This window comes from Janthinobacterium sp. SUN211, from assembly GCF_030587315.1.
Taxonomy (GTDB): domain Bacteria; phylum Pseudomonadota; class Gammaproteobacteria; order Burkholderiales; family Burkholderiaceae_D; genus Janthinobacterium; species Janthinobacterium kumbetense.
Map to the genome: position 1 here is coordinate 166,682 of NZ_JAPWIC010000009.1, position 24,027 is coordinate 190,708.

Consider the following 24,027-nt stretch of genomic DNA (forward strand, 5'->3'; position numbering starts at 1 on the left):
ATCCGTGACGCCGCGCAGGATGGCTGGTCTTGCCTTGGTATATATACTGTTCGTGACCCGATCAAAAAAACCATTGGAGACTAGCAATGCATAAAATTTTCAAAGCAAGCGTCACAGCAAGCATCATGATGGCCGCCCTGGCCATCGCCGGCAGCGCCACCGCGCGCGACGGCAACTACACCCCTGTCGGCACGTGGAAAACCATCGACGACGCCAGCGGCAAGCCGAAATCCCTCGTCGTCATCACGGAAAGCAATGGCGTCTTGCAAGGCAAGATCGAAAAGCTGTTCCGCGGCCCGAATGAAGAGCAAAATCCCAAGTGCGACAAGTGCACGGGCGCCAACAAGGACCAGCCCATCATCGGCCTGGTGATCCTGTCCGGCCTGAAATATGACGGCAAGGAATGGACGGGCGGCGAAATCACGGACCCGGCCAGCGGCAAGGTCTACAAGAGCAAGGCCGAGCTGATCGAAGGCGGCACCAAGCTGCAAGTGCGCGGCTATGTCGGCGTGCCGATGTTTGGCCGCTCGCAAACGTGGGTGCGCGAAGAGTAATCAACGCACGCCCTGTCCTGATGAAGCCGGCCCTGCGTCGGCTTTTTTGCGCCCCCCCTGCGGCAAACCTGTTGTTTTCCAGGCCAAATTCCTCCCATTCTGGCGTATTTCCACGTGCGGGCAAGCTATGCGCGCCACCGAACATACTTGAAGTTTCCTAAATGAAATAGTGCATGCCTGTGACGCCATCGCCCTGTAGCGAAAGGCGGCATGGCTCTGCCGGATGACCCCATCCGCGGATGCCCGGCAATGACTGCCATGCACAAAGGAACTATATGAATCTCTTCAAGCGATATCTGACCCCGCTGCTCGTCTCGGCAGGTTTGTTGGCCATGACCGCCCTCGCCGGCTGCGGCGGCGGTGACCAGGGGCGCGATCCCATCCTCGGCTTGCCGGGCGCCACCCTGTCCAGCCTGGCCGTCACGCCCGCCACGGCCACCGTCGCCATCGGCGCCGGCCAGCAATTCACGGCCATCGCCACGTATAGCGACGGCTCCGCGCAAGACGTCAGCGCCAAGGCGGCCTGGACGTCGGCCACGCCGGCCAATGCCACCGTCAATGCCGCCACGGGCTTGAGCACCGGCATTGCTGCCGGCGGCAGCAGTATCAGCGCCGCGTTTGGCGGCAAGAGCGCGGCGGCCCAGTTGACCGTCTCGCCCGCCACCCTGACGGCCATCGCCATCACGCCGCTCGCGCCATCGATCGCCATCAGCGCAACGCAGCAATTCACGGTGAGCGGCAGCTTCAGCGATGGCGCCACGCGCGACGTCACGGCCGTCTCGACCTTTGCCTCGGCCAGCCCTACCACGGCCAGCATCGCCGCCACCGGCCTGGCCCTGGGCAAAGTTGCCGGCACGACGCAGATCACGGCCACCACGGGCACGCTCACGGCCAGCACCGTGCTGACCGTCACGCCAGCGACCTTGCTGGCTATTGCCGTCACGCCGCAAAACCCCATCATTCCCGTCGCCGCGACGCGCCAGCTGGCCGTCCTCGCCACGTATTCGGATGGCAGCACCGCCGACGTCACGGCCGGCAGCAGCTTCGTTGCCGCCACGCCCGCTTTCGCCAGTGTCGCCAGCAATGGCCTCGTCACCGGCGTTGCCTTTGGTAGCAGCGTCATGAATGCCAGCTTCAACGGCAAGACGGCCAGCACCACCGTCACCGTGCCTGCCGCCACCATCGTCAGCATCGCCGTCACGCCGGCCACCGCCAGCATCGCGGTCGGCACCCAGCAACAATTCATTGCCACGGCAACGTATTCGGACAGCTCGAACGCCATCATCACCAATAGCGCCGCCTGGACCTCGGGCACCGTCGCCAATGCCACGGTATTGAACACGGGCGTCGCCACGGGCATCGCCGTCGGCACCAGCAATATCACGGCCACGGCCGGCGGCCAGTCGGGCAGCGCGCTGCTGACCGTCTCCGCCGTCGCCATCCCGCCCGTCCTGAACCCGATCATCCTGGGCCGCGCGGCGCCATTCGGCGTGCTGGCCGGCACTTCGATCACGAACAATTCGGGCGGCACCACCCTGATCACGGGCGACGTCGGCGCGCCTTCGCAAACGGTCGATCCGACCCAGGCGGCCGGTTTTACCAACTACAAGTCGGGCGCCATCCTGGCCGGCGCCATGACGGATTTGCAAGCGGCGATCACGGACGGCAACAGCCGCACTTGCGACGTCAGCTTTGCCGGCGGCATCGACCTGGGCGGCCAGACCTTCGGCCCCGGCGTGTATTGCTACGCGGGCGCCATCAGCATTACGGGTACCTTGACCCTGAACGGTCCCGGCGTGTACATCTTCCGCACGGCGCTGACCTTGAATTCGACCGTCAACTCGGTGGTCGCCCTGAACAATGGCGCCACGGCCGACAACGTCAGCTGGCTGCCCGTCGGCCCCACCACCCTGGCCGCGAACAGCGTCTTCAAAGGCAATATCCTGGGCCAGTCGGCCGCCATCACGGTGGGCGACAACACGACCCTGCTCAATGGCCGCGTGCTGACGGCTGCCGCCGTTACCCTGCGCAACAACCAGATCACCAAATAACCGGGACATGACCATGACTATCGCACACACACTGGGCGCCCTGAGCGTGATGGCCGGCGCCTTGCTGGCAGCGCAAGCGGCGCAGGCGCAGGACAACACTTTCATCAACCCGGACTGGGCCAACAGCGCCTGGTACCTCGGCGCGGGCGTGGGCCAGTCGCGCGCCACCATCGACGAACCGCGTCTGCGCGCCAGCCTGGCCGCGAATGGCGAAACCGTCACCGGTTTTGCCAAGGACGAGCGCGACACGGGTTATAAATTGTTTGTCGGCCGACAACTGAACCAGTATGTCGCCGTGGAAGCGGGCTACTTTGACCTGGGCAAGTTCGATTTCCAGTCGACCACCAGCGGCAACGGCGTGCTGAACGGGCAAGCGGGCTTTCGCGGCGTGAACCTGGACTTGCTGGGCCAGCTGCCGCTGTCGCAGCGCATATCGTTACTGGGCCGGGTCGGCATGCACTACACCAAGACCAGCACGGAATTCAGCGGCAACCGCCTGCTGGGTTCGGCCAATACGCATGCCAGCGAGCGCAAGCTCAACGCCAAGCTGGGTCTGGGCCTGGAATACAAGTTCAGCGAAGCGCTGGCCCTGCGCGGCGAAGTCGAGCGCTATCGCTTGAACGACGCCGTCGGCAACCGCGGCGATGCGGACTTGTATTCCGTCAGCCTCGTGTATAAACTGGGCCGCCCGGCCAGCGCCACGCCCGCCTACCAGCCGGCGCCGCAAGTGGCATTGCCGCCCATCAGCGAAACCATGCCGGCCCCCGTGGCCGAGGTAAAGCCGGCGCCCGTCTCGGAAAAAGTATCATTTGCCGCGGAAGCGCTGTTTGATTTCGATCAATCGACGCTCAAGCCGCAAGGCAAGGCGGCGTTGGACCAGTTGCTGGGCCAGTTGAACGGCATGGACCTGGAAGTGATCGTCACGGTAGGCCATACGGATGCCGTCGGTCCGGATGCCTACAACCAGAAACTGTCGCAGCGCCGCGCCGAAGCCGTCAAGGCTTACCTGGTGGCGCAAGGCGTGGAAACGAACCGCGTCTACACGGAAGGCAAGGGAGAAACGCAGCCCGTGGCCGACAACACGAGCGCCGCCGGGCGCGCCAAGAACCGCCGCGTGACGGTGGAAGTGGTGGGCACGCGAAAAGTTTCACGCTAGGTTTCACGCACATGTAAAAAAACCGGCTTGCGCCGGTTTTTTTTCGCCTGCCGCTTTACGCCGGCTTGCGGTGATGCTTGCTCAGATGCCGGTCCAGGCTGTTGGCGAACTGTTGCCGGTCCGACTGGCTGAAGGCGGCCGGACCGCCCGTGTCGACGCCGCCGCTGCGCAATTCTTCCATGAAGGCGCGCATTGTCAGTTGCTGGGCGATATTATCCTTCGTGTAAAACTCGCCACGCGGGTTCAGCGCAAAGCCGCCCTTGGCCAGCACGTCGGCAGCCAGCGGGATATCGCCCGTGATGACCAGGTCGCCCGGATTGAGCAGGCGCACGATTTCCTGGTCCGCCACGTCGGCGCCGGACGGCACTTGCACGGTGCGGATGAAACGCGAAGGCGGCACGCGCAAGCCCTGGTTGGCCACCAGGGTGAGCGGCAACTCCAGGCGGTCGGCGACTCTGTACAAAATTTCCTTGATGACGACGGGACAGGCGTCGGCGTCGATCCAGATCTGCATGCCCGGCGCAGTCTGTTGGCTGCCTTCCGCCATCACAATTCCCACGCTTCGCCGCCGGGACCCATGCGCGGCGCGCTGACGCCGAAGTGCAGGTACGCGGCCGGCGTGGCGACACGGCCACGGGGCGTGCGCTGCAGGAAACCTTGCTGTATCAGGTACGGTTCCAGCACGTCTTCGATGGTATCGGCCGCTTCACCGATGGCTGCCGCCAGGTTGCCGATGCCGACGGGGCCGCCGCCGAACTTGAACAGCACGGCTTCGAGCAGCTTGCGGTCCATCACGTCGAAACCGGCGGAATCGACGTCGAGCATGGCCAGTGCGCGGTCGGCCACCACCTTGGTGATCTCGCCATTGCTTTTGACTTCCGCGAAATCGCGCACGCGGCGCAGCAGGCGGTTGGCGATGCGGGGCGTGCCGCGCGCGCGCTGGGCGATTTCATGCGCGCCTTCCGGATCGATGGGCGCCTTCAGCAAGGCGGCGCTGCGCGTGACGATCTTCGTCAATTCGCCCGTGTTGTAGAACTCCAGGCGGGCAACGATGCCGAAGCGGTCGCGCAGCGGATTGGTCAGCATGCCGGCGCGCGTGGTGGCGCCCACTAATGTAAACGGCTGCAGATCGAGTTTCACGGAACGGGCGGCCGGGCCTTCGCCGATCATGATATCGATTTGATAATCCTCAAGCGCCGGATACAAAATCTCTTCCACGACAGGCGACAGGCGGTGGATTTCATCGATGAACAGGACGTCGTTCGCTTCCAGGTTCGTCAAAATCGCTGCCAGGTCGCCCGGACGCTCCAGCACGGGGCCGGAGGTCTGGCGCAGATTGACGCCCATTTCGCGCGCGATGATGTGCGCCAGGGTCGTCTTGCCCAGGCCAGGCGGGCCGAACAATAAAGTGTGGTCGAGCGCTTCCTTGCGCTGGCGTGCGGCCGTAATAAAAATTTCCAGCTGGTCGCGGATCTTTTCCTGCCCCACATATTCATCGAGTTGCTTCGGGCGCAAGGCCCGTTCGATCGCCTCTTCGTTGTGCGAAATGGGCGCCGCATCGATGATGCGCTGTTCCGTGAAGCTGTCGGTCTGGATGCTCATGCCCTATCAGCCTTTCGACAGCGCTTTCAGCGCCAGTTTGATGCCATCCGACACGCCGCTGCCTGCCGGCACGTTCTTCACGGCCGCCAGCGCTTCCTTGTCCGAATAGCCGAGCGCCACCAGTGCGTTCAAAATGTCCGATTGGGCGTCCGGCGCCGCATGTGCGCCCAGCGGGCCAAGATCCGCACCGATCTTGCCCTTCAATTCCAGCAGCAGCCGTTCCGCCGTCTTCTTGCCGATGCCCGGCACTTTCACGAGGCGGCCGGAATCCTGCAGGGTGATCGCCTGCGCCAGGTCGGCAATCGTCATGCCGGACAGAATCGACAGGGCCATGCGCGCGCCCACGCCCGTGATCTTGATCAACTGACGGAATACGGCACGCTCGGCCGCATTGCCGAAACCAAATAGCAAATGCGCATCTTCGCGGATGGCCTGGTGCGTGAACAGCACGACTTTTTCACCCACGTGGGGCAAGTTGTAAAAAGTGCTCATCGGCACATCGACTTCATAGCCGACGCCCTGGCAATCGACCAGCAATTGTGGCGGATTCTTTTCAAGCAAAATACCGGAGAGACGGCCTATCATCGCGTGTTCCTAATGTTGTGTATATATATGAGGGCCATGCAGCTATCCCACTAAACGGCCGCGCTTCATGCGCAGCCCCTGCAGCTGGGGCGCCAGCGCGCCGATCATGGCCAGCGCATCGATGCTGTTGGCGTGGCAAATGGCCACGCCCAGGGCATCGGCCGCATCCGTGCCCGGCAAGCCCGGCAGTGACAACAAGCGGGAAACCATGTCCTGCACCTGCTCCTTGGCCGCCTTGCCGTGGCCCGTGACGGCCTGCTTCACTTGCAGCGCCGTGTATTCGGCCACCGACAGGTCGGCGTTGACGAGCGCGCAGATAGCCGCGCCACGCGCCTGGCCCAGCAGCAGGGTCGATTGGGGATTGACGTTGACAAACACTTTTTCGATGGCCGCGCAATCGGGCTGATAGGTGCCGACGATTTCGCCCACGCCTTGCAGGATGACCTTCAGGCGCGGCGGCAATTCCCCTTCGGAACCCGTCTTGACGGTACCCGAAGCGATATAGCGCAGCTTGTTGCCGTGTTTTTCAATGACCCCAAAGCCGGTCGTACGCAGGCCAGGATCGATGCCAAGAATAATCATCGCCAGATTCTATAATGAATACGGCAGGCACCGGTGAATAACCGGTGCCTGCCGCTGAGTTACTGCCAGCCGGGGTATTGAATCCCGGCCTGTTCCAGATCAATGACGGAAGTGACGGGTTCCGGTATACAACATGACAACGCCGCGCTCGTCCGCCGCATCGATCACTTCCTGGTCGCGCATGGAGCCGCCCGGGTGGATGACGCAGGTCGCGCCCGCGTCGACGACGACGTCGAGGCCGTCGCGGAACGGGAAGAAGGCGTCCGACGCCACCACGGAGCCGGTCAGGCTCAGGCCGGCGTTTTGCGCCTTGATAGACGCGATGCGGGCCGAGTCGATACGGCTCATCTGGCCTGCGCCCACGCCCAGGGTCATGTTATTGCCGCAGAAGACGATGGCGTTCGACTTGACGAATTTCGCCACTTTCCAGGCGAACATCAGGTCAGCCAGTTGCTGCGGCGTCGGCTGCAGCTTGCTGACCACGCGCAAGTCGCCGATACCGACGTTTTTCGCGTCCGGCGATTGCACCAGCAAGCCGCCACCGACGCGCTTGAAGTCCATGGCGTGCACGCCGCCGCCCAGCGGGATTTCCAGCATGCGCACGTTTTGCTTGCTCGACAGAATCTGTTTCGCTTCGGCGGAGAACGATGGAGCGATCAGCACTTCGACGAACAGCTTGGCGATTTCGCCGGCGGTGGCGCCGTCGAGTTCGGTATTAAACGCGATGATGCCGCCGAATGCCGAGGTCGGGTCCGTCTGCAGGGCGCGCGCATACGCTTCCGCCGCATTCTTGCCCAGCGCTACGCCGCATGGGTTCGCGTGCTTGACGATGACGCAAGCGGCGCTTTGCTCGAAGCCGCCCATGCTCTTCACGCATTCCCAGGCCGCATCCGCATCGGCGATGTTGTTGTACGACAATTCCTTGCCTTGCAGCTGGCGGTAGTTGGCCAGCGCACCCTCGGTGGCGACCAGGTCGCGGTAGAAGGCGGCGCTCTGGTGCGGGTTTTCACCGTAGCGCATGTCTTGCACTTTCTCAAATGCAACGTTGAGGATTTGCGGGTAAGCGCCGCGCTCGGCGTGCACTTTCGTCGGGCCCAGGCTGGTCAGGTAGTTGGTGATGGCGCCATCGTATTGCGCCGTGTGCGCAAAGACTTTCTTCGCCAGCATGAATTTGGTGTCGTAGCTCACGTCGCCGGCCTTGCCGTCGGCCGAGCGCATTTCCGCCAGCACGGCGTCGTAATCGCTCGGGTCGCAGATGACGACCACGTCCTTGTGGTTCTTGGCCGCCGAACGCAGCATGGTCGGGCCGCCGATATCGATGTTTTCGATCGCGTCTTCCAGGGTGCAATCGGCCTTGGCGACCGTGCCCTGGAACGGGTACAGGTTGACCACCACCATGTCGATGGTCGGCATGTCGTGCTCGACCAGTTTCGACATGTGCTCAGGGAAATCGCGGCGCGCCAGGATACCGCCGTGCACTTTCGGGTGCAGGGTCTTCACACGACCATCGAGCATCTCCGGGAAACCCGTGTAATCGGCAACTTCCGTGACGGGAACACCGTTGTCTGCCAGCAATTTTGCGGTACCGCCTGTGGACAGGAGGTTGACGCCGAGGGCGGACAGGGCGCGGGCGAATTCGAGAACGCCGGTCTTGTCGGAAACGGAGAGGAGAGCTTGTTTGATCATGGCTGTGGCTAGGTGGTTAAGTGTTCTTGGCGAATGGCGCCGCTCAGTCGTCTGGCTGAGGCGGCGGCGGATTCAAATCTTGGCGTCACTTGCATGCCGGCATTACAGCAAACCGTGCTCCTGCAATTTCTTGCGCAGGGTATTGCGGTTGATGCCCAGCATCTGCGCGGCGTGCGACTGGTTGCCATCGGCGCGTGTCATCACGACTTCCAGGATGGGCTTTTCCACGGTCAGCACGACCATGTCATAGATATTCGATGCTTGCTGTTCGCCCAGGTCATTGAAGTAATCTTCTAGACTTTTCTGTACGACTTCCTGAATGCTTTCTTTGCTCATTTGTATGCTTCAACCGGCTGAACACCTGGCTATCCGGTGCCGCGTCGCTCATGCGGTCCGCGTGCTGCCCTCTTGCCTCGGTGTTGTAATTAATATTGCATGACGCTCTGTATATAGGCGCTCGCCCTTGTACTGCTGGTCACTGATTTATGCTGCTTGTTGCTATCTGCTCATGCTGCCGTGGCCGCAGGTTCGATCACATCGATCAGGCCACTTTCACTGGATTCGGAGAGGCGGTATTGTAACCGTTCGCCAAATTTCCATTGCGACTCAAAAAATTGATCGACGGCCAGCAACTGCGCTTCCGTCGACTCCAGCAAGTTCATTTGCTGTCGGAACGCTTCGCCGCCTTCCAGATCCTTGACGTACCAGCCGATGTGCTTGCGCGCCGTGCGCACGCCGAGAAATTCCCCATAAAACGCGTAATGGGCGCGCAAATGCTCATCCATCAGGGTGCGGACTTCATCCACGTAAGGCGCCGGCAACAAGGTGCCGGTGCGCAAAAAGTGGTCGATCTCGCGGCAAATCCACGGCCGGCCCTGCGCCGCGCGGCCGATCATGACGGCATCGGCGCCAGTTTGATCCAGCACAAAGCGGGCCTTCTCAGGACTGGTAATGTCGCCGTTGGCCACCACGGGAATGCCCACCGATGCTTTCACGGCGGCAATGGTTTCATATTCGGCATCGCCCTTGTAGCCATCGGCGCGGGTGCGGCCGTGCAGGGTCAGCATCTGGATGCCGGCTTGCTCGGCGATGCGGGCGATTTTCAGGGCATTCTTGTTTTCGCGGTTCCAGCCCGTGCGAAATTTCAGGGTGACTGGCACGTCGACGGCGTTGACGACGGCGTGCAAGATCCTTTCGACCAGGCTTTCGTCTTGCAGCAAGGCCGAACCGCACCAGCTGTTGCACACCTTTTTGACGGGGCAACCCATGTTGATGTCGATGATCTGCGCGCCCCGGTCCACGTTGAACTTGGCGCAGTCGGCCAGGTCTTGCGGATCGGCGCCGGCGATCTGCACGGCCTTCGGCTCCATTTCGCCCGCATGGTCCGTGCGGCGCGAGCTTTTTTCCGTCGCCCACAGGCGCGGATTCGACGCCGCCATCTCCGACACGGCATAACCGGCGCCCAACTGCTTGCACAACTGGCGGAAAGGCCGATCCGTCACGCCCGCCATGGGAGCGACGAAAACGTTGTTGCGCAGAATGTGAGGGCCGATTTGCACTGAAGAACCTGGAATGGACGGAGGAACCTGCTATTTTAACCGATTCCCTGCCTAATTAATAAGCACTATTTTTTTGCTCAGTGCGTCAGAGTGAGGAGGGGCCGCTTAGCCCAGTTCGTCCATCGCGGGCGCGCTCAGATGTTCGATATTTCCCCAGTGCACCAAATGCAGCTTGCCGTCGGCGTAAGAGAAACGGTTGACGCTGGCATTTTTAACCTGGAAGTCGCGCGGACTGTCGAGCGTCATGCCGACCGCCTCGCGGTAGGCGCACTCGAGCACGCCGCCGTGGGCCACGATGGCGATCGTCTGGCCGTCATATTGCCGGGCCCAGCGGGCGATGGCGCCATTTGCGCGCGCATAGAACTGGCGGAAGCTTTCGGCCTGGCGCTCGCCCGACGGCATCACGGCGTCGATCTGGCGCGATTGCCACTGCGCATACTCGTGCGGATAGCGCGCGGCGATGTCCGCATACAGCAAGCCTTCGAAGGCGCCGTAGCAGCGCTCGCGCAGCAAGGGATCCGTTTGCACGGGTAAATCTTTCACGTCGGCCACGGCTTGCGCCGTCTGCTGCGCGCGTTGCAAGTCGCTGGCGATGATGGCGGCCAGCGGTTCGTCCGCCAGCGCCTGCCCCAGCGCCCCCGCTTGCGCCAGGCCCGCCTCGTTCAGGGCGATGTCGATATGGCCTTGCAGGCGGCGGCCCGCATTCCAGGCCGTTTCGCCATGGCGTATCAGTAAAATCGTGGTGCTCATGCGTTATTTCTTCAGGGTAAGTGCCAATTCGGGGTTGAGCGAATAGGCAACGACGAGCTGGGCTTCGTCGAGGATGTGGCCGTACAGGGCGGCGTGGGCTTGCTGCCCCGTAAAACGCTCGGGCAAGGTCAGCTGCGGCACGTCGAGGGCATACAGGCGGAAAATGTAGTGGTGGATGCGCTCGTCATTCCACGGCGGGCACGGGCCATCGTAGCCGTAATAGTCGCCGGCCATGTCCGGGTCGGCGGCAAACCAGCCCGTGTAGTCGTTCAGGCCCTGGCGCAGCCCAATACCGGCAGGCTTGCCGCGCGGCGTGATGCCGCTGGAAAATTCTCCGGCGGCAATAACCCGCATGGCAGGCGGCAAGTCGAGCAAGCTCCAGTGATAAAAGTCGCCGCGCGGCGCCGTCAGCGGCAGGGCCTGGCCTTCAACATTGACCAGGCTGGCGTCTTGCGGCGCATCGGGGTCGATGCAGAACAGGGCCAGCGACTCGGTGCCGTTCGGCACCTCGTCCCAGGCCAGATGGGGATTGCGGTTGCCGGCGAGGCGCACGCGGCTGGCCGGATCGATCTCGGCAAAGGCATGATCGGCCGGCATCAGGCCGCCATCACGAAACGTCTCGCTCCACAATTTCATCGCTTGCTCCTCTTTTAGTTATTGTTTGGCGTTCACTTGCAGCCAGAAGGTCACCGGGCCGTCATTCGTCAGCGACACTTGCATGTCGGCGCCAAACTGTCCCGTTTGCACGGTCGCATGGCGGCTGCGCGCCTGGTCCACGAAATACGTGAACAGGCGCAAGCCGTCCTGCGGCGCGGCCGCCGGCGTAAACGACGGGCGCGTGCCGGACTTGGTGTCGGCCGCCAAGGTGAACTGCGGCACCAGCAGCAAGCCGCCGGCCACGTCCGTCACGCTGCGGTTCATCTTGCCCGCGTCGTCGGCAAACACGCGATAGCCGAGCAACTTGGCCAGCAGGGCGTCCGCTTCCTTTTCCGTATCGCCCCGCTCCGCGCACACCAGCACCATCAGGCCGGCGTCGATGGCGCCGATGGTGGCGCCGGCAACGTCGACCTTTGCCTGCGTGACGCGCTGCAGCAGCGCGATCATGCCGTCAAGGTGACGCGCGCAAAGCTGCGCTTGCCAACTTGCAACACGAACTGACCGGCTTCCACTTGCAAGCCCTTGTCGCTGATGACGGTGCCGTCGATGCGCACGCCGCCCTGGTCGATCTTGCGCATGGCTTCCGACGCCGATGGGCACAGGCCCGCCTGTTTCAGCAGTTGCGAAATGCCCAGCGGCGCGCCGGCCAAGGTCACTTCCGGGATAACGTCGGGGATGCCGCCCTTCGAGCGGTTGACGAAGTCGGCCAGCGCATCTTCCGCCGCCTGCTGCGAGTGGAAGCGGGCGACGATTTCTTGCGCCAGCGCAACCTTGGCATCGCGCGGATTGCGGCCTTCCTCGACTTCGCGCTTCAGCTGCGCCAGTTCGGCGATCGAGCGCCACGACAGCAGCTCGTAGTAGCGCCACATCATGACGTCGGAAATGCTCATCAGCTTGGCGAACATGGTATTGCCCGGTTCCGTGATGCCGATGTAGTTATTCTTCGACTTGGACATTTTTTCCACGCCGTCCAAACCTTCCAGCAGAGGCATGGTCAAAATACACTGCTGCTCCTGTCCGTACTGCTTTTGCAGTTCGCGGCCCACCAGCAGGTTGAACTTCTGGTCCGTGCCGCCCAATTCCAGGTCCGATTTCAGGGCCACCGAGTCGTAGCCCTGCATCAGCGGGTACAGGAATTCGTGTACGGAAATAGGAATGCCGCCCTGGAAGCGCTTGGTGAAGTCGTCGCGCTCGATCATGCGCGCCACCGTGTAGTGGGAAGCGAGCTGGATGATGCCGCGCGCGCCCAGCGGATCGCACCACTCGGAGTTATAGCGGATTTCGGTCTTGCTGGCGTCCAACACTAAAGATGCTTGCGCGAAATACGTCATCGCGTTAATCTCGATCTGTTCCTTGGTCAGGGGCGGACGCGTGACGTTGCGGCCCGACGGGTCGCCGATCATGGATGTGAAGTCGCCGATGAGGAAAATGACTTGATGCCCGAGGTTTTGCAGCTGGCGCATCTTGTTCAGCACGACAGTATGGCCCAGATGCAAGTCGGGTGCGGTCGGGTCCAGGCCCAGTTTGATGCGCAGTGGAACACCGGTTTTCTCGGAGCGTGCTAATTTTTGCGCAAATTCGCTTTCGATCAAGAGTTCGTCGACGCCACGCTTGGTAATCGCGAGGGCTTCTTGTACTCTGTCCGACAGCGGAAGCGCGGTCTGAGCGGCGTTAGCCTTTGTAGGCGATGCGGTGGTGTTGATTTCCATAAAATTTGACTGTAGATCTCAAAATGGTAGTAGGTTTGCGGAGTTTGCTATAATGCTCGATCCCATCAATCTTGCCGTATGAAAACGAACCAAAATAACAATAACAAAGAGCACTAGTTCACGAATCGTTCAAGGGCAAATTTTAACTGATTGCATGAACCCTATACATAAAATCACAGGCTCACGCTTGTACACACAGCTGACGACGACACGCAAGGCACGCATTATCGGTGCCTCCGCAGTGCTGCTCGCCGTGGCCGCCTTCGGCGCGGTCGCTGTGTCGCCCATGGCGCCCGACGCATCCGATCTGCCGGTGACGTCCATCGCCCAAAACCTGGAAATGCCTGATCTCGCCTCGCAAATTTCCGCGATGGAACAGGTAGACCAGAATTTCACCCACGAAGAAAAAGTCCGCGCCGGCGATACCCTCGCCACCCTGCTGACCCGTCTCGGCGTGGATGATCCGGTGGCCGCCAATTTCATCAAAACCGACAAGATCGCGCGCGGCGTGATGTTGCTGAAATCGGGCAAGCGCGTACAAGCGCAAACGTCCGAAAACGGCGACCTCAACTGGATGCGCGCCACCCTCGTCGACGGCACGGACAAATCGGTCAAGAACATCCTGATCACCCGCAAGGGCGACAAGTTCGTGGCCACGGAAGTGGCAGCCCAGCTGGAACGCCGCGTTGAAATGCACGCGCGCAAGATTACCTCCACCCTGTTCGCCGCCACCGACTCCAGCCTGGACGGCACCCGCCTGCCAGACTCGATTTCCGCGCAAATCGTGGAAATGTTCTCCACCAATATCGACTTCCGCTCCGACCTGAAACGCGGCGACTCGTTTAATGTTGTCTACGAAACATTCTGGCAAGATGGCGAATTCGTCCGAGCGGGCCGCATCCTGGCCGGTGAATTCACCAACCGCGGCACGACTTACCAGTCCGTTTGGTTCGAAGACCCCGCCAGCAAGCAAGGCGGCGGTTACTACAGTTTCGACGGCAAGTCCCTCAAAAAAGCCTTCCTGAAATCCCCCCTCGAATTCTCCCGCATCTCGTCCGGCTTCTCCATGCGCGTGCACCCGATTTCCGGCAACTGGAAAGCGCACAAGGGCATCGATTTCGCTGCAGCAACGGGCACGCCTATCCGCGCTTCGGGCGACGGCGTGGTCGATTCCGTTGGCAGCCAAAACGGCTACGGCAATGTTGTTGTTCTGAAACATTGGGCCAACTACACGACCGCCTATGCGCACATGAGCCGCTTCGCTTCGGGCCTGAAAAAAGGTCAAAAAGTGAGCCAGGGCGATGTGATCGGCTACGTCGGCACCACCGGCTGGTCCACGGGCGCCCATTTGCACTATGAATTCCGCGTTGGCGGCGTGGCGCAAGACCCAAGCAAGCTGAATGTGCAAGCCCAGGCACCATTGACGGCCGCCGAGCTGAGCCGCTTCCGCATGGTGTCAGCTGACATGATGCACCGCTTCACCCTGCTGCGTCCGAACGACACGGCCCTGGCGTCGCGTTAAGCAACACTGCCTTCGGGCAATATACAAAGGCACCGCCCATGCAGATGGCCGGTGCCTTTGTTTTTTCCCGCACGCTTTTGTTTTTCCTGCGCGCTTTTGCGTGCGGCACAAATGCGGCACAATGCACCTCACCACTTACGTATTCAAGGAAAACCCCATGCTGTATATCGGTTTAATGTCGGGTACCAGCCTCGATGGCGTCGACGGCGCGCTGGTCGACTTTTCCGACGAGGGCACGCGCAGCCTGGGCGATGCGTACATTCCCTTTCCCGCCAGCCTGCGCGCCGACCTGATGGCCTTGCAAAGTGCCGGCCAGAATGAAATCGAACGCGAAGCGCTGGCGGCCAATCAACTCGTGCGCCACTACGCCGATTGCGTCGCAATGCTTTTAAGCAACGCGGGCATCGTCGCGGATGCCATCGCCGCCATCGGCGCGCATGGCCAGACCATCCGCCACCGCCCCGAGCTGGGTTTTACGCGCCAGTTGAACAATCCGGCCCTGCTGGCCGAATTGACGGGCATCGACGTCATCGCGGACTTGCGCAGCCGCGACGTGGCGGCCGGCGGCCAGGGTGCGCCGCTGGTGCCGGCCTTTCACCAGGCCATCTTCAATCTGCCGGGCCACACGCGCGTGCTGGCCAATATCGGCGGCATCAGCAATATCAGCGTGCTGCATGCGGATGGCACGGTGACGGGCTACGACACGGGTCCCGGCAATGCGCTGATGGATGGCTGGGTCTTACGGCACCTGGGCCAGCCCTACGACGCCAACGGCGCCTGGGCCGCCACGGGCCAGGTCATCCCCGCCCTGCTGGCGGATTTGCTCGATGAGCCCTATTTTGACTTGCCGGCGCCGAAAAGCACGGGCCGCGACCTGTTCCATGCCGACTGGCTCAGCGCCAAGCTGACCGATTACCCCACCGCCCTGCCCGCCGACGTGCAGGCGACGCTGACCCAGCTGACGGCCGCCAGCCTGGCGCGCGCCATCCTACGCGACGGGGCGCAGGCGGAAACCGTGTATGTGTGCGGCGGCGGGGCGCAGAACGCCAGCCTGATGGCGGCGCTGGCCGCCGAATTGCCGGGCATGGCGGTGGAGTCCACGCAAGCATTGGGCGTGGCGCCCAGCCAGGTCGAGGCGCTGGCCTTTGCGTGGCTGGCCTGGCGCTTTACGCAGCGCAAGCCGGGCAACTTGCCGGCCGTAACGGGTGCGCAGGGCTTGCGGGTACTGGGCGCGCTATACCCGCGTTGATACCGCATTGATCAAGAACAAGTGTTTCAGAAACACAAATAGCGGATCGATGATCCGCTATTTTTACGCTGCGCCTGTAAACCGGCGCGCCTGAAAAACGTTCAGGGCAAGGCGCATTGCCGAAGACAGTACAAATAGTACGGCGAGGCAATGCAACGCCGCCATGGGCGTTTTCTCGGGTGTGCTTATACCGAGAAAGACGAACCGCAACCGCAGGTGGACGTCGCGGTAGGGTTTTTAATCACGAACTGCGCGCCTTCCAGGTCATCCTTGTAGTCGATTTCCGCACCGACCAGGTACTGGTAGCTCATGGAATCGATCAACAGCTGGACGCCGTTCTTGACCATGGTGGTGTCATCTTCGTTGACGATTTCGTCGAAGGTGAAGCCGTACTGGAAGCCGGAACAGCCGCCACCCTGCACGAACACGCGCAATTTCAGGTCGGGATTGCCTTCTTCCTCGATCAGCTGCGCGACTTTTTCGGCGGCGCTATCGGTAAAGATGATAGGCGAAGGGATCACATCTTGCATTTCAGCGACTGCATTCATTTCAGACTCCTCAGAAAACATAGCCTCATTATAGACTGTTGGCGCAAGTCACGCTGCGGCCGCCGCTGGCGCGGCTGGCGGGTGTTGTTCCTGCTCACATTTCCGACACGGCCAGGTGCAGCACGGGGTCGGCGCTGTCGTGGCGGCTGAGCTTGCCCTGGACTTGCGCGCCGCTGTGCATTTCCAGCACTTTGTAATAGACCTCTCCTACAATGCGGGCTTTTGGCTGGATTTCAAGCATTTCGGACACATACACGGGGCCGTTGATCTCGCCGCTGACGACCAGACTCGAGCAGCGCACCTCGCCATCGATGCGGCCCGCCTCGCCCAGCACCACATAGGTGGGGTCGCCCGGCTCGCCCGTGACGTTGCCGCGCACATGGCCGTCGATGCGCAAACCGCCGCAAAACAGCAAGTCGCCCTCGATCCGCGTGGAAGCGCCGATCAGGGTATCGATGGGGTTTTTCGCGTTGCGCTCGAACATGAACGTCATCCTGTCGGGGTACGTGGCAGTCCAATTTATCACAGGTCCGGCAAAAAGGCGCCGGACCTGCGCAAACGCCTGTGCCTATATTTAAGGCATCACGGCGATGTGTTGCAAACCGGCCGTTTCTTTCAGGCCAAACATCAAGTTCATGCATTGCACGGCCTGGCCCGCTGCGCCCTTGACCAGGTTGTCCTGCACCACCAGCACGACGACGGTATTGCCGCCTTCGGGACGGTGCAAGGCCAGACGCAGCATGTTCGAGCCGCGCGTGGAGCGGGTTTCCGGGTGCGAGCCGAACGGCATCACGTCGACGAAAGGCTCATCCTTGTATTGCTCTTCGAACAAGGATTGCAATTCCTCATTGCTGACATCCTTGTTCAGCTGCGCGTACAGGGTCGAATGCATGCCGCGGATCATCGGTACCAGGTGCGGCGTGAAGGTCAGCGCCACTTTCTCATCCGTGAAACGCTGCAATTGCGCCGTCGTTTCCGGCAGGTGGCGGTGGCCGGCCACGCCGTAGGCCTTGAAGCTGTCGCTTGCCTCCGAGAACAGGATGCCGATTTCCGCCTTGCGGCCGGCGCCGGACACGCCCGACTTGCAGTCGGCGATCAAGCCGCCCGCGTTGACCAGGCCCGCCTTGAGCAGCGGGTAAAAGCCCAGCTGCATGGTGGTCGGATAGCAACCGGGGTTGGCGATCAGCTTCGCTTGCTTGATGTCTTCGCGGTTCAGTTCCGGCAAGCCGTACACGGCCTGTTCGATCAGTTCAGGCGCCGTGTGGGGAATCTTGTACCATTGCTCGAACTTGGCCTGGTCTTTCAGGCGGAAGTCGGCGGCCAGGTCGATGACTTTCACGCCGGCGGCCAGCAGGGCTGGAGCTTGCGCCATCGCAACACCGTGCGGGGTGGCAAAGAAGACCACGTCGCATTGCTCCAGATTGGCTTTGTCGGGCGAGGAAAACGCCAGTTTCACGTGGCCACGCAGGGAAGGATACATGTCAGCAACGGGCAAGCCATCTTCCTTGCGCGAAGTAATCGCCGTCAACTCGACATCTGGATGGGTAGCGAGCAAACGCAGCAATTCCACGCCCGTGTATCCAGTGCCGCCGACGATGCCAACTTTGATCATGTTCTTTCCTTGTGTATATATTGCATAGAGATGGAGGGGAGACAGTCCCCACGGGATTTCCGCGTATTTTACAGCGCAACGCCGAGTCACGCTGAAATGCAAAAAAGCCGCGAGACCGAAGTCCAGCGGCTTTTCGACCAGCACCCCGGAAGGTGCTGTAGCGTAGAAATTAACGCTTCGAGAATTGCTTTGCGCGACGTGCTTTGCGCAGACCAACTTTTTTACGCTCGACTTCACGTGCATCGCGGGTCACGAAGCCGGCTTTCGCCAGTTCCGGTTTCAACGCTGCATCGTAGTCGATCAGAGCGCGGGTGATGCCGTGACGAACTGCACCAGCCTGGCCCGACTCACCGCCGCCATGGACGTTGACTTTGATGTCGAAACGCTCGACATTGCCGGTCAGTTCCAGTGGTTGACGGATGACCATCAGACCCGTTTCGCGCGAAAAGTATTCGTTTGCTGGTTTGCCGTTAACAACGATCAAGCCTGTGCCAACTTTGATAAAAACCCGAGCCACTGCACTTTTGCGACGGCCGGTTCCATAATTGTAATTACCGATCATGTCAGTTCCTTAGAGAACAAGTGCTTTAGGTTGCTGAGCAGCGTGCGGATGGGAACCTTCCGCGTACACTTTCAGCTTCTTGATCATTGCGTAGCCGAGTGGGCCTTTAGGCAGCATGCCTTTGACCGCTTTCTCAAGCGCGCGACCTGGAAAACGCTGTTGCATTTTCTGGAAGTTGGTTTCGTAGATGCCGCCTGGATAGCCAGAGTGACGGTAGTAAATTTTCTCAGTAGCTTTGGTACCGGTCACACGCAGTTTGCCTGCGTTGATGACGACGATGAAGTCGCCGGTATCGACGTGAGGAGTAAATTCTGGTTTGTGTTTGCCGCGCAGTCGGAGTGCCACTTCGCTGGCAACACGTCCGAGGACTTTGTCCGTCGCGTCAACCACGAACCAATCGCGCTGGACTTCATGTCCTTTAGCGGAAAATGTTTTCATGTTGACTTCCTAATAGATTACACGCTCAAATGGTGGTTCCGCCGATGCTGCTATGCGGACTCTGCCTTATTTACTTTTCCTGAGCGAACGGAAAGCCGACAAGTATAAGCGGCTTTGCCTTGCCGCGTCAAGCCGCAATCGAGGCCGGCTGCGGCCCGGCGGGCGGCACATGGATGGGCATTCCTCTATTACAATACAAAACGCTTACAATTTTCGGAGAGTACGATGGAATGCAAAGTCAGCTGGAATGGCCCGTCGGGCATGAGTTTTCGGGCAGAAACGGGTTCCGGCCACCTGGTGACCATGGATGGCGCACCCGACGGCGGCGGCCACAACCTGGCGCCGCGCCCCATGGAAATGGTCTTGCTGGGCACGGGCGGCTGCACCGCCTATGACGTGGTGCTGATCCTGAAACGGGGCCGCGAAGCCGTCAGTGGCTGCGAAGTGACCCTGAAGGCCGACCGCGCCGACACCGATCCGAAAGTGTTTACCAAGATCCACTTCCACTTCACCGTGCGCGGCAAGGCCCTGAAACCCACCGCCGTCGAACGGGCCGTGGCCTTGTCGCATGATAAATATTGCTCGGCGTCGATCATGCTGGCCAAGACGGCGGAGATTACGCATTCCTTCGAGATCATCGAAGAAAGCGCCTGACCAAACCTACTGCGCGTCGGTATAGGCGGCCTGCGATGCTCACCGTGCTCCAGCACGGTTGCGCTTCTCGACCACCTCTCCCTTCCGCTCGCTACGGTTTTGTCAGGCGTTTCACGGCTCAGGCATGCATAAAAAAGGCGCTCTTCAGAGCGCCTTTGTTTTAAATGTAATACGCGGTTTTTGTCATCACTTTGCCCATGATGCCCATCAACGCCTTCACGGGCGCCGGGGTGTCGATGGCGCCCAGTCGCTGGGCGGCGGCGCCGTGTTCCACTTCATCGATGGCCATCTGTTTCACAATGGCGCGCGACTTGGCGTCCTGCGGCGGCAATTCCTGCAAGTGGCTGGCCAGGTGCGCTTCCACCTGGCGTTCCGTTTCCACCACGAAACCCAGGCTGCGGCCGTCGCCCATGCGCGCGGCGATGGTGCCCAGCGCAAACGAACCCGCATACCACAGGGGATTGAGCAGACTCAGACGCGAGCCCAGCTCCGTCAAGCGCTGCGCCGTCCAGGCCAGATGGTCTTCCTCTTCGCGTCCCGCTTCGTCGAACTGGGCGCGGATGGCCGGGCTGTGCGCATAGCGCGCCTGCGAGTTGTACAAGGCTTGCGCGCACACTTCGCCCACATGATTGACGCGCATCAAGCCGGCGCTGTGGCGCTGTTCGGCCGGGCTCAGTTCCGCATCGGGCGCATGCGCGGCCGGCGTAGGGCGCGAGGCCGAAGCCACGCCCGCCATGACGCGCAGGGCCTTGTCGGCGCCAACAATCAAACGATCCAGGGGGTCAAAGTGGCGGTTCGCGGTCATCGTGGCTATTCATGTAAGGGAAAACATGGATTATAGGACGATCAGGGCCTGCCGTACCCACGCCGCGCGCAGGGTGAACGGGGCTTTATTGACTTGTGCGCGCTTTTTCCCGCTCGATCCAGTCCACCACGGGGCCGACGGCGTCCAGGCCGGACAGGCTTTTCGCCACGCCCAGGTTCAGTGAAATCAGGAAAGAAATGCTGTCGACGGGGATGTCCGGGCAATGTTCGGCAAACGCGGCGCGAAAACGCTCCGCTTGCAGCACGCGCAAGACTTTCTCGCCGCTCATGAATTGCAGCACGCTGGCGATGCTGTGCCCGCCACCGATCGAGTGGTAGATAAAACGGTTGTATTTCGCGTCGATCTGCTTGAAATCGAGGGTTTCCTCCGTCATCAGGCCCGCCAGGTAGTACAGCCCCAGGCTGACGCGGAAGAAACCGATGGCTTCGGCACTGGTCATGCCGGCGCGCGCCACGGCCAGTACCTTGTCCTGCATCGCCTGATCGATCGTTTGCATTGCGCTCTCCCGCGCCGTCCGCCGGCGCCCACCGGGCCAGCTTGCATGAAGATGCTGTTTTTTTCAATAGACCAAACGATATTTCCACCTTGCAAGTTACATTTTTTGCATGCTACTCTCATTCTTCACCGTTAAATGGATGAAGCACATGATTGAGGTCAAGCACCTGGCAAAACGTTTCCGCATGCCGCCCCACAAGGGCAAGGCCGTGCACGTCAGCGATCCGCGCGAACACGAGGGCTGGTTTCACGCCGTGCGCGACGTCAGTTTCAGCTGCGCCCCCGGCGAAGTGCTGGGCCTGCTGGGCCCGAATGGCGCCGGCAAGACCACCACCCTGCGCCTGCTGTCGACGGCCTTGCAGGCGGACGCGGGCAGCGCCCTCGTCAACGGCGTCGACGTGCTGCGCCAGCCGCTGGTGGCGCGCCAAAGCATCGGCTTCCTGTCCGGCTCGACAGGCTTGTATGGCCGCCTGACGGCGCGCGAGAACGTGGAATATTTCGGCCGCCTGCATGGCATGCCGGCCGACAAGCTGAAACGCCGCTGCGACGAACTGTTTTCCCTGCTGCAAATGGAAGAATACGGCGGCAAGCGGGCCGATCAATTGTCGACGGGCATGAAACAGAAGTGCGCGATCGCCCGCACCGTCGTGCACGAGCCGCAGGTGGTGATCCTCGACGAGCCGACGACGGGCCTGGACGTGATGTCGGCCAAGATCCTGCTCGACTTCATCGCCAGCTACAAGGCGCTACGCGTGCCGCTGATCTTTTCCACGCACCACCTGCACGAGGTGGAAAAGCTGTGCGACCGCGTCTGCATCATCAACCGCGGCACCACCGCCTTCAATGGCACGGTCAGCGACCTGCGCCACCTGGGCGGCAGTGCCGATCTGTACGACGCCTTTGTCAGCGTCATCAACCAGGGAGCCTGAGCCATGTGGACCATCTATGTGAAAGAGTTGCTGGAACTCACGCGCGACCGCAAGACGCTGATCTTCACCATCTTGATCCCCATCTTTGCCATGCCGCTGATCTTTGGCGGCTTCGCTTATGTTTCAAGCAATATGTTCAAGAACGCGAAGACGGCGGAAATGCGCTACGCCCTGTTCGGCAAGGACCATTCGCCGGGCTTGAGCGGGCGTTTTGCCCAGCAGCACAACCTGCGCGAAGTGCCGCTGGCCAGCGAGGGCGACATCCGCCGCGCCATCGGCGACGACACCATCAAGTTCGCCGTCGTCATTCCGCCGCATTTTGAAGCATCGCTGCAGCAACAGCAGCAAACGAAGGTAGTGCTGCACTACAACAGCGCCAGCACGGTCGACGTGACCCAGCAGCGGGTGCGCGAGATCGTCGAGGCGTACAACGCCAGCCTGCGCGAAAGCGCGCTGTCGGCCCTGAACCTGAGCCCGGCCCAACTGGCTTTTGCCCTGCACCCCATCGTGCTCGACAAACAGTCGACGGCCAACGAGCGCGAGCAGATGGGCGCCATCGTCGGCGGCATGCTGCCCTATCTGCTGCTGATGGTGTGCCTGACGGCGGCCATGTATCCGGCCATCGACCTGGGCGCCGGCGAAAAGGAGCGTGGCACCCTGGAAACCCTGCTGCTGGCGCCCGTGCCGCGCAGCGCCATCGTGCTGGCCAAGTTCCTCGTGCTGTTTACGGTGGGCATGACGTCGGCCGTGCTGATGGTGGGCAGCATGGGCGCCCTGCTGGCCATCTTCGGCAGTTCGCTGGAAGGCAACATGGCCGTGATGGTGCGCAGCATCGGCTTGCCCGACCTGGCCATGGTGACCCTGATGCTGGTGCCCACGGCCGCCATCTTTGCCTCGCTGCTGCTGTCGATCTCGATCTACGCGAAAAGCTACAAGGAAGCGGCCGGCATGATCACGCCATTGATGCTGTTCGTCATCCTGCCCACGGTAGCGGCCATGCTGCCCGGCGTCGAACTGAACTGGATGTGGGCCATGGTGCCGCTGACCAACGTGTCGCTGGCCATGAAGGAATTGGTCAAGGGCACCATGGATTACCGCATGTTCGGCGTGATCCTCGCCTCGACCACGGTAATCGCAGGCGCCCTGCTGATGCTGTGCCGCTGGTGGTTTAACCGTGAATCGGTGCTATTCCGTAATTGATAGTCACGCGGCGCGCCAGCGGGGCGAAACAGGCCCCCACGGAAGACCCACACGGGCGCGCCGTCCACCCCGCCCAATTGCACTCTGGTCACGCGAAAATGCCGTGTATCGCATGCAACTGCCCAGTACGTCTTAAATTCAATACAATGCCAGCATACAGAAGCCCTGCACCATCGGGCTGCAACGCATGAGTTAGGAGTTGTATGGAATTGCAGATTCGCAAATTGTCGAAGACCTACGCGAATGGCGTGGTGGCGCTGGATAACGTGTCGCTGACGATACCGCCCGGGATGTTTGGCTTGCTGGGCCCGAATGGCGCCGGCAAGTCGACCCTGATGCGCACCCTGGCCACCTTGCAGGAATGCGATTCCGGCTCCGTTTTCTTCGGCGACTACGACGTGCTCGACGACAAGGACGAGATCCGCCGCATGCTCGGCTACCTGCCGCAAGACTTCGGCCTGTACCCGAAAGTGACGGCCTACGAACTGCTCGACCACTTCGCCACCTTGAAAGGCCTGTCGCAGCGGGCGCGCCGGCGCGAGGTCGTCGATGGCCTGTTGCAGCAAACCAACCTGTTCGACGTGCGCCACCAGCGCCTGGGCAGCTTTTCCGGCGGCATGCGCCAGCGCTTCGGCATCGCGCAAGCCCTGCTGGGCGACCCGAAACTGATCATCGTCGACGAGCCGACGGCCGGCCTCGACCCGCAGGAAAGAGTCCGCTTCCATAACTTGCTGTCCGACATCGGCGAAGACAAGACGGTGATCCTGTCGACCCACATCGTGTCCGACGTGGCCGACCTGTGCGCCAACATGGCCATCATCAACAAGGGCCATTTGCTGCTTTGCGGCAAGACCCAGGAACTGATCGACGAAGTCAGCTGCAAGATCTGGGCGCGCTTCGTCGAGAAGAAAGAGCTGGCCAGCTTCCAGCAGCGCCACGCCGTCATTTCCACGCGCTTGCTGTCGGGCCGTACCTTGATCCACGTCTACAGCGACGACGACCCGGGCGACGGCTTCGAGGAAGCCATCGGCGACCTGGAAGACCTGTACTTCGCCACCATTGCCGGGCGCCACCGCGTCGCCCCGCAGTGCGACTGAGGGG

At 61.5% G+C, this 24,027-nt stretch carries 27 protein-coding genes; 9 read left to right on the top strand and 18 right to left on the bottom strand.

The annotated features are described in order from the left end of the window. Positions 1-86: 86 nt before the first annotated feature. The 3 genes from O3301_RS24960 (at position 87) to O3301_RS24970 (ending at position 3,761) form a co-directional block, all read left to right on the top strand. Positions 87-554 carry a DUF2147 domain-containing protein gene (locus tag O3301_RS24960; RefSeq protein WP_305057787.1) on the top strand — a complete coding sequence of 156 codons (468 nt, stop codon included), beginning with the start codon at positions 87-89 and terminating at the stop codon, positions 552-554. A 275-nt stretch (positions 555-829) separates the two neighbouring features. Further along, complete coding sequence (locus O3301_RS24965; protein WP_305057788.1) at positions 830-2,605, top strand: ice-binding family protein; 1,776 nt, start codon at positions 830-832, stop codon at positions 2,603-2,605. A 13-nt stretch (positions 2,606-2,618) separates the two neighbouring features. Further along, positions 2,619-3,761, top strand: coding sequence for an OmpA family protein (locus O3301_RS24970; RefSeq protein WP_305057789.1), 1,143 nt, complete (start codon positions 2,619-2,621; stop codon positions 3,759-3,761). Positions 3,762-3,816: 55 nt separating this feature from the next. On the opposite strand, the gene O3301_RS24975 is transcribed toward O3301_RS24970, so the two are convergent. The 11 genes from O3301_RS24975 to tyrS all read right to left on the bottom strand — a co-directional run bounded on the left by O3301_RS24975 (position 3,817) and on the right by tyrS (position 12,891). Next, positions 3,817-4,275: a YaiI/YqxD family protein gene (locus tag O3301_RS24975; RefSeq protein ID WP_305057823.1), complete on the bottom strand. Its 459-nt coding sequence runs from the start codon at positions 4,273-4,275 to the stop codon at positions 3,817-3,819. Positions 4,276-4,307: 32 nt separating this feature from the next. Continuing rightward, entirely contained in the window at positions 4,308-5,363 is a 1,056-nt protein-coding gene (gene ruvB / locus O3301_RS24980; protein WP_034749202.1) for a Holliday junction branch migration DNA helicase RuvB, read from the bottom strand. 6 nt (positions 5,364-5,369) lie between these two features. Then, positions 5,370-5,948, bottom strand: a complete 579-nt coding sequence (gene ruvA / locus O3301_RS24985; protein WP_034784779.1) for a Holliday junction branch migration protein RuvA — start codon at positions 5,946-5,948, stop codon at positions 5,370-5,372. 42 nt (positions 5,949-5,990) lie between these two features. Beyond that, the gene (gene ruvC / locus O3301_RS24990) at positions 5,991-6,530 is read right to left on the bottom strand and encodes a crossover junction endodeoxyribonuclease RuvC (RefSeq protein ID WP_305057790.1); all 540 of its coding nucleotides are present in this window, start codon (positions 6,528-6,530) and stop codon (positions 5,991-5,993) included. 99 nt (positions 6,531-6,629) lie between these two features. Next, a complete protein-coding gene (gene purH, locus O3301_RS24995; protein ID WP_289906787.1) occupies positions 6,630-8,216 on the bottom strand; it encodes a bifunctional phosphoribosylaminoimidazolecarboxamide formyltransferase/IMP cyclohydrolase in 1,587 nt (528 codons plus the stop codon). A 102-nt stretch (positions 8,217-8,318) separates the two neighbouring features. After that, complete coding sequence (locus O3301_RS25000) at positions 8,319-8,552, bottom strand: helix-turn-helix domain-containing protein (protein ID WP_008445162.1); 234 nt, start codon at positions 8,550-8,552, stop codon at positions 8,319-8,321. A gap of 170 nt (positions 8,553-8,722) precedes the next feature. After that, the gene (dusB, locus tag O3301_RS25005) at positions 8,723-9,775 is read right to left on the bottom strand and encodes a tRNA dihydrouridine synthase DusB (RefSeq protein WP_305057791.1); all 1,053 of its coding nucleotides are present in this window, start codon (positions 9,773-9,775) and stop codon (positions 8,723-8,725) included. Between the two features lie 105 nt (positions 9,776-9,880). After that, entirely contained in the window at positions 9,881-10,525 is a 645-nt protein-coding gene (locus O3301_RS25010) for a histidine phosphatase family protein (protein ID WP_289913589.1), read from the bottom strand. Between the two features lie 3 nt (positions 10,526-10,528). After that, positions 10,529-11,161, bottom strand: coding sequence for a YbhB/YbcL family Raf kinase inhibitor-like protein (locus O3301_RS25015; protein ID WP_289919687.1), 633 nt, complete (start codon positions 11,159-11,161; stop codon positions 10,529-10,531). A gap of 18 nt (positions 11,162-11,179) precedes the next feature. Further along, positions 11,180-11,629 (bottom strand): D-aminoacyl-tRNA deacylase, encoded by a 450-nt coding sequence (dtd, locus tag O3301_RS25020; RefSeq protein WP_305057792.1) that lies wholly within the window; start codon positions 11,627-11,629, stop codon positions 11,180-11,182. Then, entirely contained in the window at positions 11,626-12,891 is a 1,266-nt protein-coding gene (gene tyrS / locus O3301_RS25025; protein WP_289913587.1) for a tyrosine--tRNA ligase, read from the bottom strand. Before tyrS ends, dtd begins: the two co-directional genes overlap by 4 nt. A 154-nt stretch (positions 12,892-13,045) precedes the next feature. Here tyrS and O3301_RS25030 point away from each other — a divergent pair, with 154 nt between their 5' ends. Continuing rightward, on the top strand, positions 13,046-14,413 hold the full coding sequence (locus O3301_RS25030; protein WP_099403330.1) for a M23 family metallopeptidase: 1,368 nt from the start codon (positions 13,046-13,048) through the stop codon (positions 14,411-14,413). A gap of 121 nt (positions 14,414-14,534) precedes the next feature. Continuing rightward, a complete protein-coding gene (locus tag O3301_RS25035) occupies positions 14,535-15,662 on the top strand; it encodes an anhydro-N-acetylmuramic acid kinase (RefSeq protein WP_305057793.1) in 1,128 nt (375 codons plus the stop codon). A gap of 185 nt (positions 15,663-15,847) precedes the next feature. Here the strand turns inward: O3301_RS25035 and erpA are convergent, their stop codons facing one another. The 5 genes from erpA to rplM form a co-directional block, all read right to left on the bottom strand. After that, positions 15,848-16,210, bottom strand: coding sequence for an iron-sulfur cluster insertion protein ErpA (gene erpA / locus O3301_RS25040; RefSeq protein WP_029496047.1), 363 nt, complete (start codon positions 16,208-16,210; stop codon positions 15,848-15,850). Positions 16,211-16,304: 94 nt separating this feature from the next. Next, entirely contained in the window at positions 16,305-16,694 is a 390-nt protein-coding gene (locus O3301_RS25045; RefSeq protein ID WP_077408960.1) for a polymer-forming cytoskeletal protein, read from the bottom strand. A 90-nt stretch (positions 16,695-16,784) separates the two neighbouring features. Next, entirely contained in the window at positions 16,785-17,822 is a 1,038-nt protein-coding gene (gene argC / locus O3301_RS25050; protein ID WP_251350997.1) for an N-acetyl-gamma-glutamyl-phosphate reductase, read from the bottom strand. A 169-nt stretch (positions 17,823-17,991) separates the two neighbouring features. After that, positions 17,992-18,384 carry a 30S ribosomal protein S9 gene (rpsI, locus tag O3301_RS25055; protein ID WP_010393285.1) on the bottom strand — a complete coding sequence of 131 codons (393 nt, stop codon included), beginning with the start codon at positions 18,382-18,384 and terminating at the stop codon, positions 17,992-17,994. Positions 18,385-18,393: 9 nt separating this feature from the next. Beyond that, positions 18,394-18,822: a 50S ribosomal protein L13 gene (gene rplM, locus O3301_RS25060; RefSeq protein WP_010393282.1), complete on the bottom strand. Its 429-nt coding sequence runs from the start codon at positions 18,820-18,822 to the stop codon at positions 18,394-18,396. A gap of 225 nt (positions 18,823-19,047) precedes the next feature. Between rplM and O3301_RS25065 the strand changes: the two genes are divergently transcribed. After that, a complete protein-coding gene (locus tag O3301_RS25065; protein WP_070278278.1) occupies positions 19,048-19,476 on the top strand; it encodes an OsmC family protein in 429 nt (142 codons plus the stop codon). 160 nt (positions 19,477-19,636) lie between these two features. On the opposite strand, the gene coq7 is transcribed toward O3301_RS25065, so the two are convergent. Together coq7 and O3301_RS25075 are read right to left on the bottom strand one after the other, a co-directional pair. After that, entirely contained in the window at positions 19,637-20,281 is a 645-nt protein-coding gene (gene coq7 / locus O3301_RS25070) for a 2-polyprenyl-3-methyl-6-methoxy-1,4-benzoquinone monooxygenase (RefSeq protein WP_035824568.1), read from the bottom strand. An 85-nt stretch (positions 20,282-20,366) separates the two neighbouring features. Further along, a complete protein-coding gene (locus tag O3301_RS25075; RefSeq protein ID WP_077399521.1) occupies positions 20,367-20,798 on the bottom strand; it encodes a hypothetical protein in 432 nt (143 codons plus the stop codon). A 148-nt stretch (positions 20,799-20,946) separates the two neighbouring features. Here O3301_RS25075 and O3301_RS25080 point away from each other — a divergent pair, with 148 nt between their 5' ends. The 3 genes from O3301_RS25080 to O3301_RS25090 all read left to right on the top strand — a co-directional run bounded on the left by O3301_RS25080 (position 20,947) and on the right by O3301_RS25090 (position 24,023). Further along, the gene (locus tag O3301_RS25080; protein ID WP_289906782.1) at positions 20,947-21,726 is read left to right on the top strand and encodes an ATP-binding cassette domain-containing protein; all 780 of its coding nucleotides are present in this window, start codon (positions 20,947-20,949) and stop codon (positions 21,724-21,726) included. Positions 21,727-21,729: 3 nt separating this feature from the next. Next, complete coding sequence (locus tag O3301_RS25085) at positions 21,730-22,926, top strand: ABC transporter permease (protein ID WP_077399518.1); 1,197 nt, start codon at positions 21,730-21,732, stop codon at positions 22,924-22,926. Positions 22,927-23,129: 203 nt separating this feature from the next. After that, positions 23,130-24,023: an ABC transporter ATP-binding protein gene (locus O3301_RS25090; protein ID WP_077399515.1), complete on the top strand. Its 894-nt coding sequence runs from the start codon at positions 23,130-23,132 to the stop codon at positions 24,021-24,023. The last annotated feature ends 4 nt before the right edge of the window (positions 24,024-24,027 follow it).

Excerpts from the sequence above, each read along its gene's own strand:
- O3301_RS24960 (WP_305057787.1), top strand. The coding sequence starts at position 87 with ATGCATAAAATTTTCAAAGCAAGCGTCACAGCAAGCATCATGATGGCC.
- O3301_RS24965 (WP_305057788.1), top strand. The coding sequence starts at position 830 with ATGAATCTCTTCAAGCGATATCTGACCCCGCTGCTCGTCTCGGCAGGT.
- O3301_RS24970 (WP_305057789.1), top strand. The coding sequence starts at position 2,619 with ATGACTATCGCACACACACTGGGCGCCCTGAGCGTGATGGCCGGCGCC.
- O3301_RS24975 (WP_305057823.1), bottom strand. The coding sequence starts at position 4,275 with ATGCAGATCTGGATCGACGCCGACGCCTGTCCCGTCGTCATCAAGGAA.
- ruvB (WP_034749202.1), bottom strand. The coding sequence starts at position 5,363 with ATGAGCATCCAGACCGACAGCTTCACGGAACAGCGCATCATCGATGCG.
- ruvA (WP_034784779.1), bottom strand. The coding sequence starts at position 5,948 with ATGATAGGCCGTCTCTCCGGTATTTTGCTTGAAAAGAATCCGCCACAA.
- ruvC (WP_305057790.1), bottom strand. The coding sequence starts at position 6,530 with ATGATTATTCTTGGCATCGATCCTGGCCTGCGTACGACCGGCTTTGGG.
- purH (WP_289906787.1), bottom strand. The coding sequence starts at position 8,216 with ATGATCAAACAAGCTCTCCTCTCCGTTTCCGACAAGACCGGCGTTCTC.
- O3301_RS25000 (WP_008445162.1), bottom strand. The coding sequence starts at position 8,552 with ATGAGCAAAGAAAGCATTCAGGAAGTCGTACAGAAAAGTCTAGAAGAT.
- O3301_RS25010 (WP_289913589.1), bottom strand. The coding sequence starts at position 10,525 with ATGAGCACCACGATTTTACTGATACGCCATGGCGAAACGGCCTGGAAT.
- O3301_RS25015 (WP_289919687.1), bottom strand. The coding sequence starts at position 11,161 with ATGAAATTGTGGAGCGAGACGTTTCGTGATGGCGGCCTGATGCCGGCC.
- dtd (WP_305057792.1), bottom strand. The coding sequence starts at position 11,629 with ATGATCGCGCTGCTGCAGCGCGTCACGCAGGCAAAGGTCGACGTTGCC.
- tyrS (WP_289913587.1), bottom strand. The coding sequence starts at position 12,891 with ATGGAAATCAACACCACCGCATCGCCTACAAAGGCTAACGCCGCTCAG.
- O3301_RS25030 (WP_099403330.1), top strand. The coding sequence starts at position 13,046 with ATGAACCCTATACATAAAATCACAGGCTCACGCTTGTACACACAGCTG.
- O3301_RS25035 (WP_305057793.1), top strand. The coding sequence starts at position 14,535 with ATGCACCTCACCACTTACGTATTCAAGGAAAACCCCATGCTGTATATC.
- erpA (WP_029496047.1), bottom strand. The coding sequence starts at position 16,210 with ATGAATGCAGTCGCTGAAATGCAAGATGTGATCCCTTCGCCTATCATC.
- O3301_RS25045 (WP_077408960.1), bottom strand. The coding sequence starts at position 16,694 with ATGTTCGAGCGCAACGCGAAAAACCCCATCGATACCCTGATCGGCGCT.
- argC (WP_251350997.1), bottom strand. The coding sequence starts at position 17,822 with ATGATCAAAGTTGGCATCGTCGGCGGCACTGGATACACGGGCGTGGAA.
- rpsI (WP_010393285.1), bottom strand. The coding sequence starts at position 18,384 with ATGATCGGTAATTACAATTATGGAACCGGCCGTCGCAAAAGTGCAGTG.
- rplM (WP_010393282.1), bottom strand. The coding sequence starts at position 18,822 with ATGAAAACATTTTCCGCTAAAGGACATGAAGTCCAGCGCGATTGGTTC.
- O3301_RS25065 (WP_070278278.1), top strand. The coding sequence starts at position 19,048 with ATGGAATGCAAAGTCAGCTGGAATGGCCCGTCGGGCATGAGTTTTCGG.
- coq7 (WP_035824568.1), bottom strand. The coding sequence starts at position 20,281 with ATGACCGCGAACCGCCACTTTGACCCCCTGGATCGTTTGATTGTTGGC.
- O3301_RS25075 (WP_077399521.1), bottom strand. The coding sequence starts at position 20,798 with ATGCAAACGATCGATCAGGCGATGCAGGACAAGGTACTGGCCGTGGCG.
- O3301_RS25080 (WP_289906782.1), top strand. The coding sequence starts at position 20,947 with ATGATTGAGGTCAAGCACCTGGCAAAACGTTTCCGCATGCCGCCCCAC.
- O3301_RS25085 (WP_077399518.1), top strand. The coding sequence starts at position 21,730 with ATGTGGACCATCTATGTGAAAGAGTTGCTGGAACTCACGCGCGACCGC.
- O3301_RS25090 (WP_077399515.1), top strand. The coding sequence starts at position 23,130 with ATGGAATTGCAGATTCGCAAATTGTCGAAGACCTACGCGAATGGCGTG.